The organism is Marinobacter fonticola (assembly GCF_008122265.1).
Classification (GTDB): Bacteria; Pseudomonadota; Gammaproteobacteria; order Pseudomonadales; family Oleiphilaceae; genus Marinobacter_A; species Marinobacter_A fonticola.
The window spans coordinates 2,349,596-2,363,028 of sequence record NZ_CP043042.1 but is presented as its reverse complement, the minus strand read 5'-3'; the positions used below and the strand labels follow the sequence as shown (position 1 = coordinate 2,363,028).

14 protein-coding genes are annotated in these 13,433 nt (G+C 57.6%); 2 read left to right on the top strand and 12 right to left on the bottom strand.

What is annotated here, in order from left to right:
* Positions 1-11: 11 nt before the first annotated feature.
* Entirely contained in the window at positions 12-1,757 is a 1,746-nt protein-coding gene (locus tag FXO11_RS10490) for a SulP family inorganic anion transporter (RefSeq protein WP_148862924.1), read from the bottom strand.
* 11 nt (positions 1,758-1,768) lie between these two features.
* Positions 1,769-2,203 (bottom strand): TIGR01244 family sulfur transferase, encoded by a 435-nt coding sequence (locus FXO11_RS10485; RefSeq protein ID WP_148862923.1) that lies wholly within the window; start codon positions 2,201-2,203, stop codon positions 1,769-1,771.
* Between the two features lie 702 nt (positions 2,204-2,905).
* Here FXO11_RS10485 and FXO11_RS10480 point away from each other — a divergent pair.
* Complete coding sequence (locus FXO11_RS10480) at positions 2,906-3,337, top strand: phasin family protein (protein WP_148862922.1); 432 nt, start codon at positions 2,906-2,908, stop codon at positions 3,335-3,337.
* Positions 3,338-3,430: 93 nt separating this feature from the next.
* Here FXO11_RS10480 and FXO11_RS10475 read toward each other — a convergent pair whose 3' ends face one another.
* The 10 genes from FXO11_RS10475 to FXO11_RS10430 all read right to left on the bottom strand — a co-directional run bounded on the left by FXO11_RS10475 (position 3,431) and on the right by FXO11_RS10430 (position 12,056).
* Positions 3,431-4,057 (bottom strand): TetR/AcrR family transcriptional regulator, encoded by a 627-nt coding sequence (locus FXO11_RS10475; RefSeq protein WP_148862921.1) that lies wholly within the window; start codon positions 4,055-4,057, stop codon positions 3,431-3,433.
* Between the two features lie 78 nt (positions 4,058-4,135).
* Positions 4,136-4,948: an exodeoxyribonuclease III gene (gene xthA, locus FXO11_RS10470; RefSeq protein WP_148862920.1), complete on the bottom strand. Its 813-nt coding sequence runs from the start codon at positions 4,946-4,948 to the stop codon at positions 4,136-4,138.
* A gap of 245 nt (positions 4,949-5,193) precedes the next feature.
* A complete protein-coding gene (locus FXO11_RS10465; protein WP_148862919.1) occupies positions 5,194-5,751 on the bottom strand; it encodes a hypothetical protein in 558 nt (185 codons plus the stop codon).
* A gap of 197 nt (positions 5,752-5,948) precedes the next feature.
* Positions 5,949-6,473, bottom strand: a complete 525-nt coding sequence (locus tag FXO11_RS10460; protein ID WP_148862918.1) for a DUF2878 domain-containing protein — start codon at positions 6,471-6,473, stop codon at positions 5,949-5,951.
* The gene (locus tag FXO11_RS10455) at positions 6,470-7,729 is read right to left on the bottom strand and encodes an SAM-dependent methyltransferase (RefSeq protein ID WP_148862917.1); all 1,260 of its coding nucleotides are present in this window, start codon (positions 7,727-7,729) and stop codon (positions 6,470-6,472) included. The genes FXO11_RS10460 and FXO11_RS10455 overlap by 4 nt, the downstream gene beginning before the upstream one ends.
* On the bottom strand, positions 7,717-8,607 hold the full coding sequence (locus tag FXO11_RS10450; protein ID WP_227545849.1) for a DUF1365 domain-containing protein: 891 nt from the start codon (positions 8,605-8,607) through the stop codon (positions 7,717-7,719). Before FXO11_RS10450 ends, FXO11_RS10455 begins: the two co-directional genes overlap by 13 nt.
* A gap of 2 nt (positions 8,608-8,609) precedes the next feature.
* Positions 8,610-9,872 (bottom strand): NAD(P)/FAD-dependent oxidoreductase, encoded by a 1,263-nt coding sequence (locus FXO11_RS10445; protein WP_148862916.1) that lies wholly within the window; start codon positions 9,870-9,872, stop codon positions 8,610-8,612.
* Positions 9,869-10,669, bottom strand: a complete 801-nt coding sequence (locus FXO11_RS10440; RefSeq protein ID WP_148862915.1) for an SDR family NAD(P)-dependent oxidoreductase — start codon at positions 10,667-10,669, stop codon at positions 9,869-9,871. The genes FXO11_RS10445 and FXO11_RS10440 overlap by 4 nt, the downstream gene beginning before the upstream one ends.
* Complete coding sequence (locus FXO11_RS10435) at positions 10,666-11,100, bottom strand: nuclear transport factor 2 family protein (RefSeq protein ID WP_148862914.1); 435 nt, start codon at positions 11,098-11,100, stop codon at positions 10,666-10,668. The genes FXO11_RS10440 and FXO11_RS10435 overlap by 4 nt, the downstream gene beginning before the upstream one ends.
* Entirely contained in the window at positions 11,097-12,056 is a 960-nt protein-coding gene (locus tag FXO11_RS10430; protein ID WP_148862913.1) for an acyl-CoA desaturase, read from the bottom strand. The genes FXO11_RS10435 and FXO11_RS10430 overlap by 4 nt, the downstream gene beginning before the upstream one ends.
* A 277-nt stretch (positions 12,057-12,333) precedes the next feature.
* On the opposite strand from FXO11_RS10430, the gene FXO11_RS10425 reads away from it, so the two are divergent.
* The gene (locus FXO11_RS10425; RefSeq protein ID WP_148862912.1) at positions 12,334-13,368 is read left to right on the top strand and encodes an NAD(P)/FAD-dependent oxidoreductase; all 1,035 of its coding nucleotides are present in this window, start codon (positions 12,334-12,336) and stop codon (positions 13,366-13,368) included.
* The last annotated feature ends 65 nt before the right edge of the window (positions 13,369-13,433 follow it).

The window sequence follows — 13,433 nt, the reverse complement described above, 5'->3', positions numbered from 1 at the left end:
TATGATTTTATCTACGGAGCAACCTCGGTCGTTGTTTGAGGTGGCCTTACGGTGAGGGTGTGCCAAGCCTCGAACGTACTCAGGAAAACCCGGCCCGAGAGGTTCGCCATAAACCGCGTGGTTTGCAGCTTATCCATGACCGGCCCCTTGACCTCGGACAGGTGGAAGCGCAGACCCGCGCCCTGCAGTCGCGTGTTGATCGTGTCGAGGATATCCAAAGCCGAAGCGTCGATGGTGTTGACGCCGGTACACATCAAAATCAGGTCTGTCGCTTCCGGCCGTTGCCGGATCACGCCACCGATACGGTCTTCGAGATACTGGGCGTTGGCAAAGTAGATCGCCTCGTCGACACGCATAATCACGACCCGATGATCGGTTTCCACCTGGTAACGCTTTTCGTTGCGAAAATGTTCTGTACCCGGGATGCGCCCAACGATGGCGATATGCGGCCGGCTGGTACGATACAGGTAAAGCAAAAGCGACAGGCCTACGCCAACGACGATCCCTTCGGTTATCCCTATCAGCAAGGTGACCAATAGCGTGGCAACCAGCGCCATTCCGTCCTGCCGGGAATAACGCCAAGTGTCTTTTAAGCCACGCAGATCCACCAATGTCGTGACCGCAACGATGATGGTGGCCGCAAGGGTGGCTTCGGGAAGAAAGTAGAAAAGGCCCGAAAAGAAAACCGTCACCAAGCCGATACCGATTGCCGTGAACACGCTGGCCATTTGGGTTTGGGCACCTGCCTCGTCATTCACCACCGAGCGGGAGAAGCCACCGGCGACCGCCAGTCCACCCGTGAATGCAGCCGTGACATTGGCGGCGCCGAGACCCATCAATTCTTGGTTAGGGTCGAGGCGTTCGCCGCGTCGTGCGGCCATGCGGTGGGCAATGGAGGTGGACTCCACGAAAATCACCAGACTGATCAGGAACGCCGGCACGACCAGCGCTTCGAGTAGCGTCCAGGTGACCTGCGGAATAGCCAGCGGAGGTAAGCCTTGGGGGAGATTGCCAATAACGGCTACCCCTTGGCTATCCAGCTGCATGCCGGCCGCCAGCAAGCTGGTTGCTACAACCGCCACCATCGGTGCCAGCCGGGCGAGGGTCGACGCGACCGTTGGCGGCAGCTTCATGCTTTCCAGTAACCGCCGAGCAAAGCGCCGTGCCAAGACCAGGAAAACGATGACGCTGCCGCCGATGGCGAGGGTCGCCAAACTGAAGCTCGCCAGGTTGGTCCACAACGACCGCAACAGGGCGATAACGTTAGCCCCCCGGGTGTCGACGCCAAACAGCGAGCCGAGTTGACTCACGATGATGACCAGTGCCGATCCGGTGATAAAGCCGGAGATCACGGGATGACTGATGAAATTGGCAATAAACCCGAGCCTGGCCGCGCCCATGCAAAACAGAATAACGCCAGACAGCAGGGCCAGCGCCAGTGACGCGGCGCCGTACCCGGCCAAACCCTGATCCACGATAGATCCTACCGCAGTCGCGCTCATTAGCGCGATGAGCGCCACAGGGCCAATGGCGAGCGTGCGGCTGCTGGCAAAAAGCGCATAGCCCAGCAGCGGAAGAATGCTCGCATAGAGACCTGTTTCCGGTGGCAGGCCGGCCAGTAGCGCATAAGCGAGCGATTGCGGGATGACCAGAACGGTCATAATGCAGGCTGCGAGGATATCCTGCGCCAAGGTATGGCGCTGATAGCCTCGCAACCAGACCAGTGGCGGGAACAATCGCTGCAGTCGAGTCGGCATCGTCCGGACGATCAGTCGTGGGTCTGGTTGGAGAGCTCCATCATGCGTTCACGATGAGGGCTCAGGTCATAACCCTCGAAGCGCGCGGTTTGCAGTAATTGGTCGATATTGTCTTTGCGCACCCTCGATAGAGCCCAGAGTGTTGCGCAACGGGTCCCTGAGCGGCAAAACGCCAGAATGGGTTTCGGTGCATCCCGCAAGATAGGGGTGAACGTCTGGGCGTCCCGCTCGGTGACATTGCCCGACTGTACCGGTAGATGTATCCATTCCATGCCGTGTTCGCGGGCGGCTTCGGCGATGGCTTCGGTGGCGGGCTGGTCTTCGCTTTCCCGGTCCGGACGGTTCGATACCAGCGTGCGAAAACCGGCTTGTGCTGCTTTGGCGACATCGTCCACCGAAATTTGCGGAGCCACGGTCAAATCATCGTCGAGTTTGTGCAGTTCCATACAGCGTCTCCTTCTTCGCCGGGCGCTTGCCCATAGGGTTCTTTTCTGGAGGGGATAACGACAGCTTTTCAACAGCTTAACATTTAAGGGGCGACTTGGATGCGCCCGCCGGTGACGACACGGCGTTTCCTCGCTGACGCCAGGTCATAACAATCCAAGTCGTAACAGTCCAGGCCATAACAACGCTAAAGGCGTTATCGGTGTAGAACGATGCATAAAAAACCGTGTTATAACGGCGTTCTTTGATAAGAAAATAATAGATGTAATAAACCATTAAAACCGAAGATGGAGAATAAATAACCGAGGGTTGGCTTTATAGCCGTGCAGAAAAAAGCCCGGCACAAAAGGCCGGGCAGAGGCGTGCGAGTAGTATCCATGAAAGACTTCCAGACAAACCGGCATCAGCAGGGATGCCGGTATTCACAGTATTGTTCATATTTTGCACATCTCAAGTTTTTATCGGAAACAATTGAAACTATTTTCTTCTAACTAACGAACTCTTATAGCGTTGCGGAACCGGTCGTTTTAAATGGTTGTTTGGAGCGATTTAACAGGGCCGTCCGACTTTACTCAGATGCGTGCGATGCCAAATATCAGAAATCGGTTTAGAGCTCATCGCGCCGCTCGGGAGACTGATTCCGCACCCAGTCTGTAATACAATGACGGCTGACAGCCCGGCAATCGGCAAGTGGAGTACGACTCATGAGCAGTGACAATCAAAACGATCAGGATCGCGATGCCCAGCTTGCGGGCAAGATCAAGGGTTCAGCCCGGCAGATCTGGCTTGCCGGGCTGGGCGCCTACACCAAGGCGGAGGAAGACGCCGGTAAATTTTTTGACCGGCTTGTCCATGAGGGCGAGGAGCTGGAAAGCAAAACCCGCGGCGTGGTCGAGCGTCACGTTCGCAACGTAGAGGGGCGTGTCGAGGAAGTGAAGGAACGGGCCACCGGCACATGGGATCGACTGGAAGGCCTGTTTGACGAGCGGGTCTCCGGCGCGTTGAAACGTCTGGGCATCCACCGCCGGGAAGAAATCGAGGCGCTCGAAGCACGTATCGCCGCGTTGGAGTCGGAACTTTCGACGGTTCGCAAGGAGCAAAAGAAAGCTCGTAAAGCGGATAACAGTAAGCAGTAAATACCCGGTTTTGTTTGGCAAAAAATCATTCAAAGTATTTTCTCAGGTATTTTTCCGGGTGTTCTCTTTATCGTCTTCTCGATGGTGTTCTCGTTATAAATACTCTTCGGCCATGAGGTTGGCCTGCATCCGGGTGTCTTCCGCCAGATAGGGGCTGACCAGATTTATCATCTGGAAGACGCCCCGTCCCAGATCCACGTTGTCTTTGTTGTTGAGATGAGAGAGCAGCTCGAAGCTGACCCAGTAGCTCAGGGTCAGGGTAAGCTGCTCGCAGAGCGCGTCCAGCTCGTGATCGCTGATCGACATCAGTCCCTGACTGCGCAGACTATTGCAGAGCGTAGTGAACGCCTTGCGCTTCAGCCTTAGTATGTTGCGGAAACGACGCTGAAGGTTGTCGTAGCGGGAGAGAACATTCACCAGGTCCTGGTAAAGAAAGCGATAGCGCGCGATAGCTTCGAATGTTAGATGCAGAAAGATGCCGATCTGCTCGAGGCTGACGTCAACGTCCTCGGGGACGGCGAGCAAGTCCAGCATTTCCGCCTCATAGTGCTCGAACAGCTCGCCAACGATATCGCCCTTGCTCTTGAAGTGGTAATAGAGGTTCCCCGGGCTGATATCCAGCTCATCGGAAATCAGTAGCGTCGTTACATTGGGCTCGCCCACGACATTGAACAGGGTGAGGCTGGTGTCCAGAATCCTGTCACGGGTCTTAACCTTCATGGACGTCCTTTTTCATATCGCATGCCTGTCCGGTAGGCGAGCACGTCGGGAAATTACACGAGCGTTTCGAGCCCCGGCTCAGAGATCGAATTCAGCCCAGATGGGGCAATGATCCGAGGGCCGCTCCATGCCTCGGATGTCGTAAGACACGCCAGCGGACTTGGCTTTGGGCAGCAAGCCGTTGCTCGCCATAATCAGGTCGATACGGAGTCCGCGCCTGGGATCCCTCTCAAAGCCCTTGCTGCGGTAGTCGAACCAGCTGAAGGTATTGTCTTCTTCAGGGTGAAGCCTGCGGAAGACGTCGGTCAGCCCCCAGCCTTCCAGGGTACCCATCCATTCACGCTCCTCGGGCAGAAAGCTGCATTTACCGGTACGCAACCAGCGCTTGGCATTGTCGGCGCCGATACCGATATCCAGATCCCGAGGGGAAATATTCATATCGCCCATGACGATGAGCGCGTCCTGCGGGCTGCATATAGTGTCGAGGTAACGGTTCAGATCGGCGTAGAACTTCTGCTTGGCCGGGAATTTAACCGGGTGATCGCGGCTTTCGCCCTGAGGGAAATAGCCATTGATAATCGTCAGTGGCTGGCCGCCTACGTTGAACCGCCCCATGATCAATCGCCGTTGCGATACGCCATCGTCCCACGGGTAACCTTTTTGAACGATTTCGGGGGTCTGGCGTGAAAGCAGCGCCACACCGTAGTGGGTTTTTTGGCCGTGGAAATGCACTTCATAGCCCATGGCGCGGATGTCTTCTTCAGGAAACGCCTCGTCGGTCACCTTGGTTTCCTGCAAACCGATGAAATCCGGATGGTAGGTGTCGATGACGGCTTGAAGCTGGTGTAAACGCGTGCGAATGCTGTTGACGTTGAACGAGACGACAATCATGGGAGCCGGGTTTCCTTTGCTGTCTGAATACCTGAGCGTCTTGCTGCCTGCAGTGGCTTGGGTAAAGTCTTCTTTGAGCGTGTGCCAAAATTTCTCAAAGTCTATCACAGCCGTCTAGGAGGCATAGGTCGGGGGCGAAGGGTTAGCCAACACGTTTAGTCTCGGCTGTCTTCACCCTTAAGCCGCCAGTAAATTCCACTGTCAGCGTATTATAGGTGGAATGACCGACCGTGACGCCGTGATGCTCAGGGTAGCAAGGGGCAGGGCGGTTCTTCGGACGTGTAACGGAGGTGCACGGTGTAGTTGCGGTCGTCGTTTTTGCGGATGTTGCCCAGGCCCCGGTAGTCGGTGATTCTCCCCTGGTCGTCAAATCCCAGGTAGATCGGATCCACAATCCAGCGCAGGAACATCTGCGAGGGGCGCATCGAGACGACAAGAGGCGCGTCGATGTGTTCGTTTTCAGTGGGCTCGGCGACAAAGCGATAAACATCGCCCCGGGTCGGCGCCAGGAACTCGAAATCAACCTGGCGGCCTTCGGTGAGCGTTTTCCAGTTGTCCCGCACGAAGTGGACAAAGCCGGAATCGATCACCACCTCCGTTGTCAGCGCTACCGAGGAAGTTTCGGTGTTTCCTTCGGGTGTGTTCCAGACGATACGGGCTTCGCTGTCGTCGACGTTCGTAATCTTCATGCGCTCATCGAACAATGGCTGATCGAAAATCACTGACGGGCGCTGGCGCGCGATGTCGTAGTCGAGCTGTTTGGTGGCGAAGACCTCACCCTTGGTGCCAAGTGAGCTAGTCATCGAGACATACTCGACGCGATCATCCGAAGCCTGGTATCGCCCGTCTCGGCATTCTCCGCTGATGACATGTTGCTCCCGGTAAATTGGCTGTCCATCGAACGACTCTGCTTTTGCGGAGAGTCGGTACGTTTGGGCTAATGCCGGCGAAGCTCCGATACACAGGCCCATAAACGCTAGGGAAGCCGCAGCGATCAATTTCATGGTGGCGTAATCTCCCTGAAGTAACGATGCTTGAGCTGCATCAACGCGGGAAACAGAAGGCCCCAGCCTACGGCCAGGGCCACAAGGCTGAACGTCTGATCCTCAAACCGGATGGGGCCGATCTGCGTCGCGCTCCAATAGGCAAACGGTCCGGCGACCGGTGCCAGTACAAAAGGAAGCCAGCGATTATGGCCCATCCAGGCCAGCGAGTGAGCCAGGGTCGTCATAAAAACCGCCCATAAACCCACCAGCCATACCGGTATCCACAAGGGCGCTGTGCCGGGCTGGACCAAGACCCCAAGCTTGAACCAGAGCCCGTCCAACAGCGAGCCTAGCACCGTGCCGAGGAGAATAAACTGAATCTCCCGTTTGGGCTTCCAACTCACCAGAACCAGGTGGATGGCGACGATAGCGGTAGCGGCGCCCACTGCCGCGATGCCGGGAAACAGCGTGCAGGTCAGCCACCCGGCCTGAAACAGCACGAAGTTGATGGCATTGCGTGCGGCGTCCTGGCGAATCATGGCTCCAGTATGGCGTTGCGCGTATTGCCCGGCTTGGCGAATACGATCTGGGAGACGCCGATGGCGCGCTCGGCAAAGCCCGCTTCGCAGTAGGAAAAGTAGAACTCCCAGAGGCGGATAAACGCGTCGTCGTAGCCTAGCTGGCGGATTGTCTGCTTTGACGCCATAAAACGGCCGCGCCAGTCACGCAGGGTCCGTGCGTAATGGAAACCGAAGTCCTCCGCGTGGGTCATGACCAGATCGCTTTGCTGACGCACGGATTGAAACATGGCACCGAAAGAGGGGATAAAGCTACCCGGAAAGATAAAGCGCTGAATAAAGTCCACGTTGCGAAGGGCACGCTGGTAACGCTGCTCGGGCATGTTGATCGCCTGAATGAGCACTAAACCATCGGGCTTGAGCAACGTGCCGATCTGCGCGAAATAGCTGTCCAGGTATTGTGGCCCCACGGCTTCGATCATTTCGATGGACACCAGCTTGTCGTACTGGCCGGTCAGATCCCTATAGTCATCGAACAACAACGTGATCCGATCGTCGAGTCCTTCCGCTTCAATGCGTGCTTTCGCCCGATCGAACTGTTCCTGCGAGATCGTTGTCGTGGTGACATGGCAACCGTAATGGCGGGCGGCATAAAGCGCGAATCCGCCCCAACCGGTGCCGATTTCGATAACCCTGTCGCCAGGCTGCAGGTCCAGCTTGCGGCAGATCCGGTCGAGTTTGAACAATGCCGCGTCATCCAGGGTGGCGCTATCGTCCGGATAAATCGCGGAGGAGTACATCATCGTCGGGTCGAGGAAAAGCTCGAACAGCGCGTTGCCAAGATCGTAGTGGGCTTCGATATTTTTGCGCGATCCCGTGCGACTGTTGCGGTTGAGCCAGTGCAGGCCCCGCAGGGCCGGTTTGGTCAGCCAGCTGAAGCGATCCTCGAACGCATTCATGCGGTCGACATTGCGGGTGAAGAAACGCAGCAACGCCGTCAGATCGGGGGTTGTCCAGTCGCCGGCCACAAAGGCTTCGGCGGCGCCGATACTGCCGCCAGTCAGAATATCCCGCCAGGCGGAGGCATCGTGGACGTGTAACTCGGCCTTATCGAAACGGCTATCGCCGTCCCCGAATGTGCGGTCGGGCCGGCCGTCTTCGACAATACGAAGCTGGCCCGCCTCAAGCTGTGCCAGCTGCTTGCACACCAACGTGCGCGCCCAATCGCTGACGGTAGAGGTGCGCGTTGCGGAACGTGCGGTCTTCAGGTTCTCCATGAGCTTACCTTTCCACTGCGGGGTGAGGCGGTATCGACCCGCTTACCCTGGTCTTCATGGCCCCGGCGGTAGGCCGGGTCTCTATTGTCGAGTTTGTCCGGGTGGTCCTGGAGCGCGGCGCCTTTCAGTTTCAGCTTCAGCGCGTGCCAGTAGATGCCTCCGGCCACCTTGACAGTCTCCAGCGGAAAACGCCGGATATGCTGACGTACTGATTTACGTGTAAGAGGGGTGCGTTGGACTTCCAGGGTGGCATCGAAAACCTTGGCGCCGTCCCGGATGACGTTCATGTGGATGCGCAGTTCGGATCCACGGAAACAAAACAACCACTGGTAGTCCTGATCCATCGGGTTGTACGGCGACACATGAAAACGTTTGCCGAACTGGAATCGCTGATGGGTCCAGCCGGCGCGACTGGTTTCAACCGGGCCGGATTCAAGGACGTACAAGTGGCGTTCGTGCCAGGGTGTGTTGGTTATCTGTGCCGCAATGACGCGAGGCGGGACGCCCCGAGCGGGGTCGTCACCGGCGCTGTAGCAACAGTAGAAGCTGACGGGGTTAAAGATATGGCCGAGATAACGCGGGTGCGTGATCAGCTCGATTCTGCCGTCCGGACGCCAGCCGGTGGCTTGCTCGACTCGTTTCCCGATGGCGGCTTTGAGGTCGTCTTCCCCGGGCTGGAAGTAATCTCTGCGTTTAAGCGATAGCCAGTTCATCCGTTCCACGGAGAACCAGCGACTGACCGTCCCCACGCTGGACCACTCGTCCAGATCGAGCGCGAGCATGCCAGTATCGTATTCGAAGGCATGCCGGACCGGATGTAACCGGCGGTGGCGGATGCGACCGCTTAGCCATTGACTGTTCAACATGGCGTTGCCCATGGTCAGAGCCCCACGCCGAATGCTTCGGTGACCCGCAAGGCGCTACGGACGCCATCTTCGTGGAAGCCATTGAACCAGTAGGCGCCGCAATAATGCGTGCGGTTGGCGTTGCCGATTTCATCGTAACGTTGCTGAGCATTCACTGCGTCCAACGTGAATACAGGATGCGCATAGCGGTAGCGATCGATGATGCGGTCCGGATGGATAGCGTGGGTGCGGTTGAGCGTCACGCAGAGGGTTTCCGGCGCCTGTTGGAAGTTCTGCAGGATGTTCATGTTGTAGGTGACCGAGACGGGTTCGGTGGTGTGCTGGGGGATAAAGTAGTTCCACGCGGCCCAGGCCCGGCGGTTGGAGGGCAACACGCTGGCATCGGTGTGTAGTGCGACGTCGTTTTCCTGATAGCCGATGGCCCCGAGGATGTCGCGCTCGGCATCTGACGAATCCCTGAGCATGGCCAACGCCTGATCGCTGTGACAGGCGAGAATCACCTGGTCGAACGACTCGACCTGGCCGCCCGATTCAATCTCGACCCGGTCCGCATAGCGCTTGACGCCGGAGACCGGGGTGTTCAGCCGTATGCAGGGTCCGAGCTTGTCCATCATCCTGCTGACGTAACTGGCGGAACCGCCTTTGAGCACGCGCCAGGTCGGGCGGTCGTCGACGGACAGCATGCCGTGATTATTAAAGAACTGCAGGAAGAAGCGCACCGGAAACTGCTCTAGAGTGATTTCCGGCGCTGACCAGATGGCTGCACCCATGGGCACGATATAGAAATTGCGGAAGTAACGTGAATAGCCGTTGCGATTGAGATACTCGCCCAGGGTCTCGGTATCCGCAATCCGGTCGGCTTCGAGGTCGGCCCGGCTCTGGCGGTTGAACCGCAGGATCTCCAGAATCATCCGGATAAAGGGCAGGTTCATCACGTTGCGGCGCTGGGCGAACAGCGTATCCAGGTTGGTCCCGTTATATTCGAGCCCCGTGCGGTCGCAGTCCACACTGAAACTCATGGTGCTCTCTTCCGATTCCACGCCCAACCGATCCATCAGCTTGATGAAATTGGGATAGGTCCAGTCGTTGAATACGATAAAGCCGGTGTTTACCGGCCACTGCTCGCCTCCAAGGGCAACCGTGCGGGTGTGGGTATGTCCGCCGGCGTAATCCGCCGCTTCGAAAACGGTAACATCATGCTGGTCAGCCAAAAGCCAGGCGCTGGTTAACCCGGCTACACCGCTGCCAACAACCGCGATGCGTTGTCGTTTACTCATTGATTTTCTTCCCGGGATTTTCTGGCCATGCGCGCGGACAACGCGTCGATCATACGTTGTGGCAATGCGCCCAGCAGTTTGAGCGTTACGGTAAAACGCTTGGGAAAATGGATTTCCCTCGTGCCTTTCTTCAAGCCGCTTAAGATGCGTTCCGCAGCGTCACTCGGCTCGATAAGGAATGGCATAGGAAAGTCGTTGCGCTCGGTCAACGGGGTTTTCACGAAACCGGGGGATACCACCGTGACGGTAATACCTTCGGCGGCCAAATCCGCCCGCAGAGCGTGTGCGAAGTAGCTCAACGCCGCTTTGGAGGCGCCATAGCCTTCAGCGCGCCCGAAGGGTAGCCACCAGGCAGAAGAGCTGACGATGACCAAATGAGCGGGCAGGCCTTGCTGGCGAGCCTCTCGCAACGCCGGCAAGACCGCTTCAACACTACGCACGGACCCCGTGAAGTTCGTGGTGATGTTGCGCTCGACAATGCTGGCATCGAAGTGGCGCACATCCAGGTATTCGCAGGTACCGGCGTTCAAAATCGCCATCTGTACCGGTGCCTGGGCGGCAAAGGTTTCCCCGAGGCTGGCGAGGTCGTGGGGGTCGGTTGTATCCGCTGGCGCCACGGTAACCTGCTCGGGGAAATCGTAGGCGAGCTGTTCCAAAGGTGCCCGCCGCCGGCCGCTGGCAATCAGATGATGACCGTCTTGAAGCAGGGCAAGCGCCAGATGGTGGCCGATGCCCGAGGTGGCGCCTGTCAGCCAGATGGTGGCTGTATTGTCGAGTACGCGGCTGGTTTGGCTCATGCGGCATATTTCCTCAGCCAGCGCACGGCGGTACCGAGCACCGGCACGTTCTCGTAAAGAAGCTGGCCGGCATCGAAATAATCCCGATGGAACGCGACGCGATCGTCTACGATGCGCAGATGGCTTATGCCCTCGACCGTGACGGGACTGCCCCGTCGAATGCGGCGGTGGCGCAGCGTCATGGTCCAGGGCAGGCAGATATCGATGTCGCTACCCATCGGCTCGTCGAACGTGAACCCGCAGCTGATGACATTGGCATAGGCACCGCCAAAATACTCGGTCAGTTCGTCAAGGCCTTGAATCGAGACGAACGGGTCGGTAAATCTCACGTTACTGGCGTAGACGCTCGACAATTCGCCAAGCTGATCCGCGGACATGCGATTAAACAGCGCCTGAAACCGCTTCAGGCAAGGCTCAACAGATTCGCTCATGACGCTCTCCTGAATGGGGCGCGGTCAAGCTCCAGGGTTTCCTTGCGGACAGCCTCCGGCAGCCGGTTGAGGTCGTGGATGATGCCGATCTTCTCCATCGTCCAAAGCAGGTAGTAAGTGACATCGATTTCGTACCACCGGAAACCCTGGCGGGCACTCAGAGGCCAGCGATGGTGGTTGTTGTGCCAGCCTTCGCCCAGGGTAATGAGGGCCAGCCAGAGGTTATTGCGGCTGTCGTCCGGCGTTTCGAAGCGGCGCCGTCCCCAGACGTGAGCCAGCGAGTTGATCGACACCGTGGCGTGAAATAGCGCAACGGTGGAGATGAAGAAACCCCATACCACCAGCTGTGGTCCGCTGGTGCCGAGCCCCGGCGCCCAGAGGGCAAGGGCCTCTCCGAGCGCGTAAATGAGTGCCAGGCAAACCGCGGGTACAAGCGCGTCAAAGCGATTGATGAAGCGCAATTCCGGGAATTTCAGCCAGTCGCGCACGCGTTTCTCATCCATGGAAAAGCCCGCATCGCACGTAAACCACCCCATATGCGACCACCAGAATCCGCCATGTTGCGGTGAGTGAAGGTCTTCAGGCGCATCGGAATGCTGGTGGTGGTGGCGGTGATGGGCGGCCCACCACAGAGGGCCGCGTTGGGCTGCACTGGCGCCCAGCAGGGCGAAAGCGAACTGCCAGCCCCGGCTGGTCTTGAATGTTTTATGTGAGAAATAGCGGTGGTAGAAGCCGGTGATGGCAAACATGCGCGCCAGAAAGAAAACCACGGCAAATCCGATGGCGAATGTGCTGACACCGGTAAAGAACGCCAGCAAGCAAAACGCATGCAGCGCCAGAAAGGGGAGAACCCTGACCGCGTTGAAGCTCCGTGAGGCGCTGTCGAGGTGATCCGCATGGGCTTCCGAATCGAACCACCTTTGAATACTGTAAAGACAATGCAGAACACGAGTCATTGAATGCGACGCCTTTCTACGACTGAAACGTTGGAATTCGAGCTGGAAGTGCTCTCTACCTAAACCTGGAATTGCTCTCTATCTAAACTACGTGCGCACAACCCAATAGAAGTGCGCTCACTCCAATTAAGCGCCGTTGGCCTTGAATGAAGCACTGCCGAACTAATGCTGATCGACGAGCCCAAAGCAATGCTCGCTCTCAAAAGGTCAGGCAGAGGGCTATCAGCTACGATGGCTATACGTTTAAAACCAAACATTTGGATGCAAGAACGCAAAAATGGACACCTTCGAAAAATCTTTAAGTCCTATACGCTCGGTTGCGATTGTTGGTTCAGGGGTCAGCGGCCTGACGGTCGGTATCCGTCTTCAGGAACTCGGCGTTAAGACGGTTGTCTTCGAGAAAAGCCGCGGTCCCGGCGGACGCCTTGCCGCTAAACGGGTTCCTGGCGGGGCCGTCGATATCGGCGCTCAGTATTTCACCATTCGATCCCGAGCGTTCCGGACGTTCCTCGACCGCTATGCCGGCGAGCACCGCTATGCCGCGTGGCCGGCAAATTTGCGTTATCAACACCCGGAAAAGGGATGGTCCGATTTCATCTCTGCGACGCGCTATGTCGGCGTGCCCAGAATGACCGCCATATCCCGCTCGCTGGCGGAGCACCTGGACGTTCGTTATGAGACACGAATAGCCCGCATTGAGAGGGATGACCATCAGCGTTGGGCAGTCATCGATACCCGTGGCCAGACCCAAGGCTATTTCGATGCGGTCGTCGTAACGGCACCGCCTGTGCAGGCCAAGGATCTATTGGCGGATTCGGGGATCGACATGGCGCAACAGGACGCGGTTTTTCATGACTTTCCATTGCAGGCGTGCTGGACAGTGGCCGCGCATTTTAGCCAACCCTTGGGCATACAGGCCGACGGCTTCGGGACAGGGCATCCGGTGCTGCAATGGGCGGCCAACAATTCAAGCAAGCCCGGCAGGGAAAGTCCTGGCGAATGGTGGGTTTTGCATGCCCGGGCGGATTGGTCTGAGATGCACCGGAATGCTGCCGAGGACTGGATTCGCGAGCAGATGTTGAACGCCTTCGGTGAGGTTGCCGGTAGCCGGATCCAACCTGACGATACGTTGATTCATCGATGGCTCTACGCCAAGACATCGAACAACGACGCTGCGCCCGGCCACCGCTGGTATTCCGCGCCACGCATCGGACTCTGTGGAGACTGGCTACAAGGCGGCCGGGTGGAGGGCGCTTATGAAAGCGCCGAGAGCCTGATAGGGGAATTAAGAGAAAGCAAAGCATTGAGCTGAGCGAGATCCGGCCAATGGGGGGCATTTTTCTTCGATAAGAAAATGACCCCCGCATACCCCGGCCT

Excerpts from the sequence above, each read along its gene's own strand:
- FXO11_RS10490 (WP_148862924.1), bottom strand. The coding sequence starts at position 1,757 with ATGCCGACTCGACTGCAGCGATTGTTCCCGCCACTGGTCTGGTTGCGA.
- FXO11_RS10485 (WP_148862923.1), bottom strand. The coding sequence starts at position 2,203 with ATGGAACTGCACAAACTCGACGATGATTTGACCGTGGCTCCGCAAATT.
- FXO11_RS10480 (WP_148862922.1), top strand. The coding sequence starts at position 2,906 with ATGAGCAGTGACAATCAAAACGATCAGGATCGCGATGCCCAGCTTGCG.
- FXO11_RS10475 (WP_148862921.1), bottom strand. The coding sequence starts at position 4,057 with ATGAAGGTTAAGACCCGTGACAGGATTCTGGACACCAGCCTCACCCTG.
- xthA (WP_148862920.1), bottom strand. The coding sequence starts at position 4,948 with ATGATTGTCGTCTCGTTCAACGTCAACAGCATTCGCACGCGTTTACAC.
- FXO11_RS10465 (WP_148862919.1), bottom strand. The coding sequence starts at position 5,751 with ATGACTAGCTCACTTGGCACCAAGGGTGAGGTCTTCGCCACCAAACAG.
- FXO11_RS10460 (WP_148862918.1), bottom strand. The coding sequence starts at position 6,473 with ATGATTCGCCAGGACGCCGCACGCAATGCCATCAACTTCGTGCTGTTT.
- FXO11_RS10455 (WP_148862917.1), bottom strand. The coding sequence starts at position 7,729 with ATGGAGAACCTGAAGACCGCACGTTCCGCAACGCGCACCTCTACCGTC.
- FXO11_RS10450 (WP_227545849.1), bottom strand. The coding sequence starts at position 8,607 with ATGGGCAACGCCATGTTGAACAGTCAATGGCTAAGCGGTCGCATCCGC.
- FXO11_RS10445 (WP_148862916.1), bottom strand. The coding sequence starts at position 9,872 with ATGAGTAAACGACAACGCATCGCGGTTGTTGGCAGCGGTGTAGCCGGG.
- FXO11_RS10440 (WP_148862915.1), bottom strand. The coding sequence starts at position 10,669 with ATGAGCCAAACCAGCCGCGTACTCGACAATACAGCCACCATCTGGCTG.
- FXO11_RS10435 (WP_148862914.1), bottom strand. The coding sequence starts at position 11,100 with ATGAGCGAATCTGTTGAGCCTTGCCTGAAGCGGTTTCAGGCGCTGTTT.
- FXO11_RS10430 (WP_148862913.1), bottom strand. The coding sequence starts at position 12,056 with ATGACTCGTGTTCTGCATTGTCTTTACAGTATTCAAAGGTGGTTCGAT.
- FXO11_RS10425 (WP_148862912.1), top strand. The coding sequence starts at position 12,334 with ATGGACACCTTCGAAAAATCTTTAAGTCCTATACGCTCGGTTGCGATT.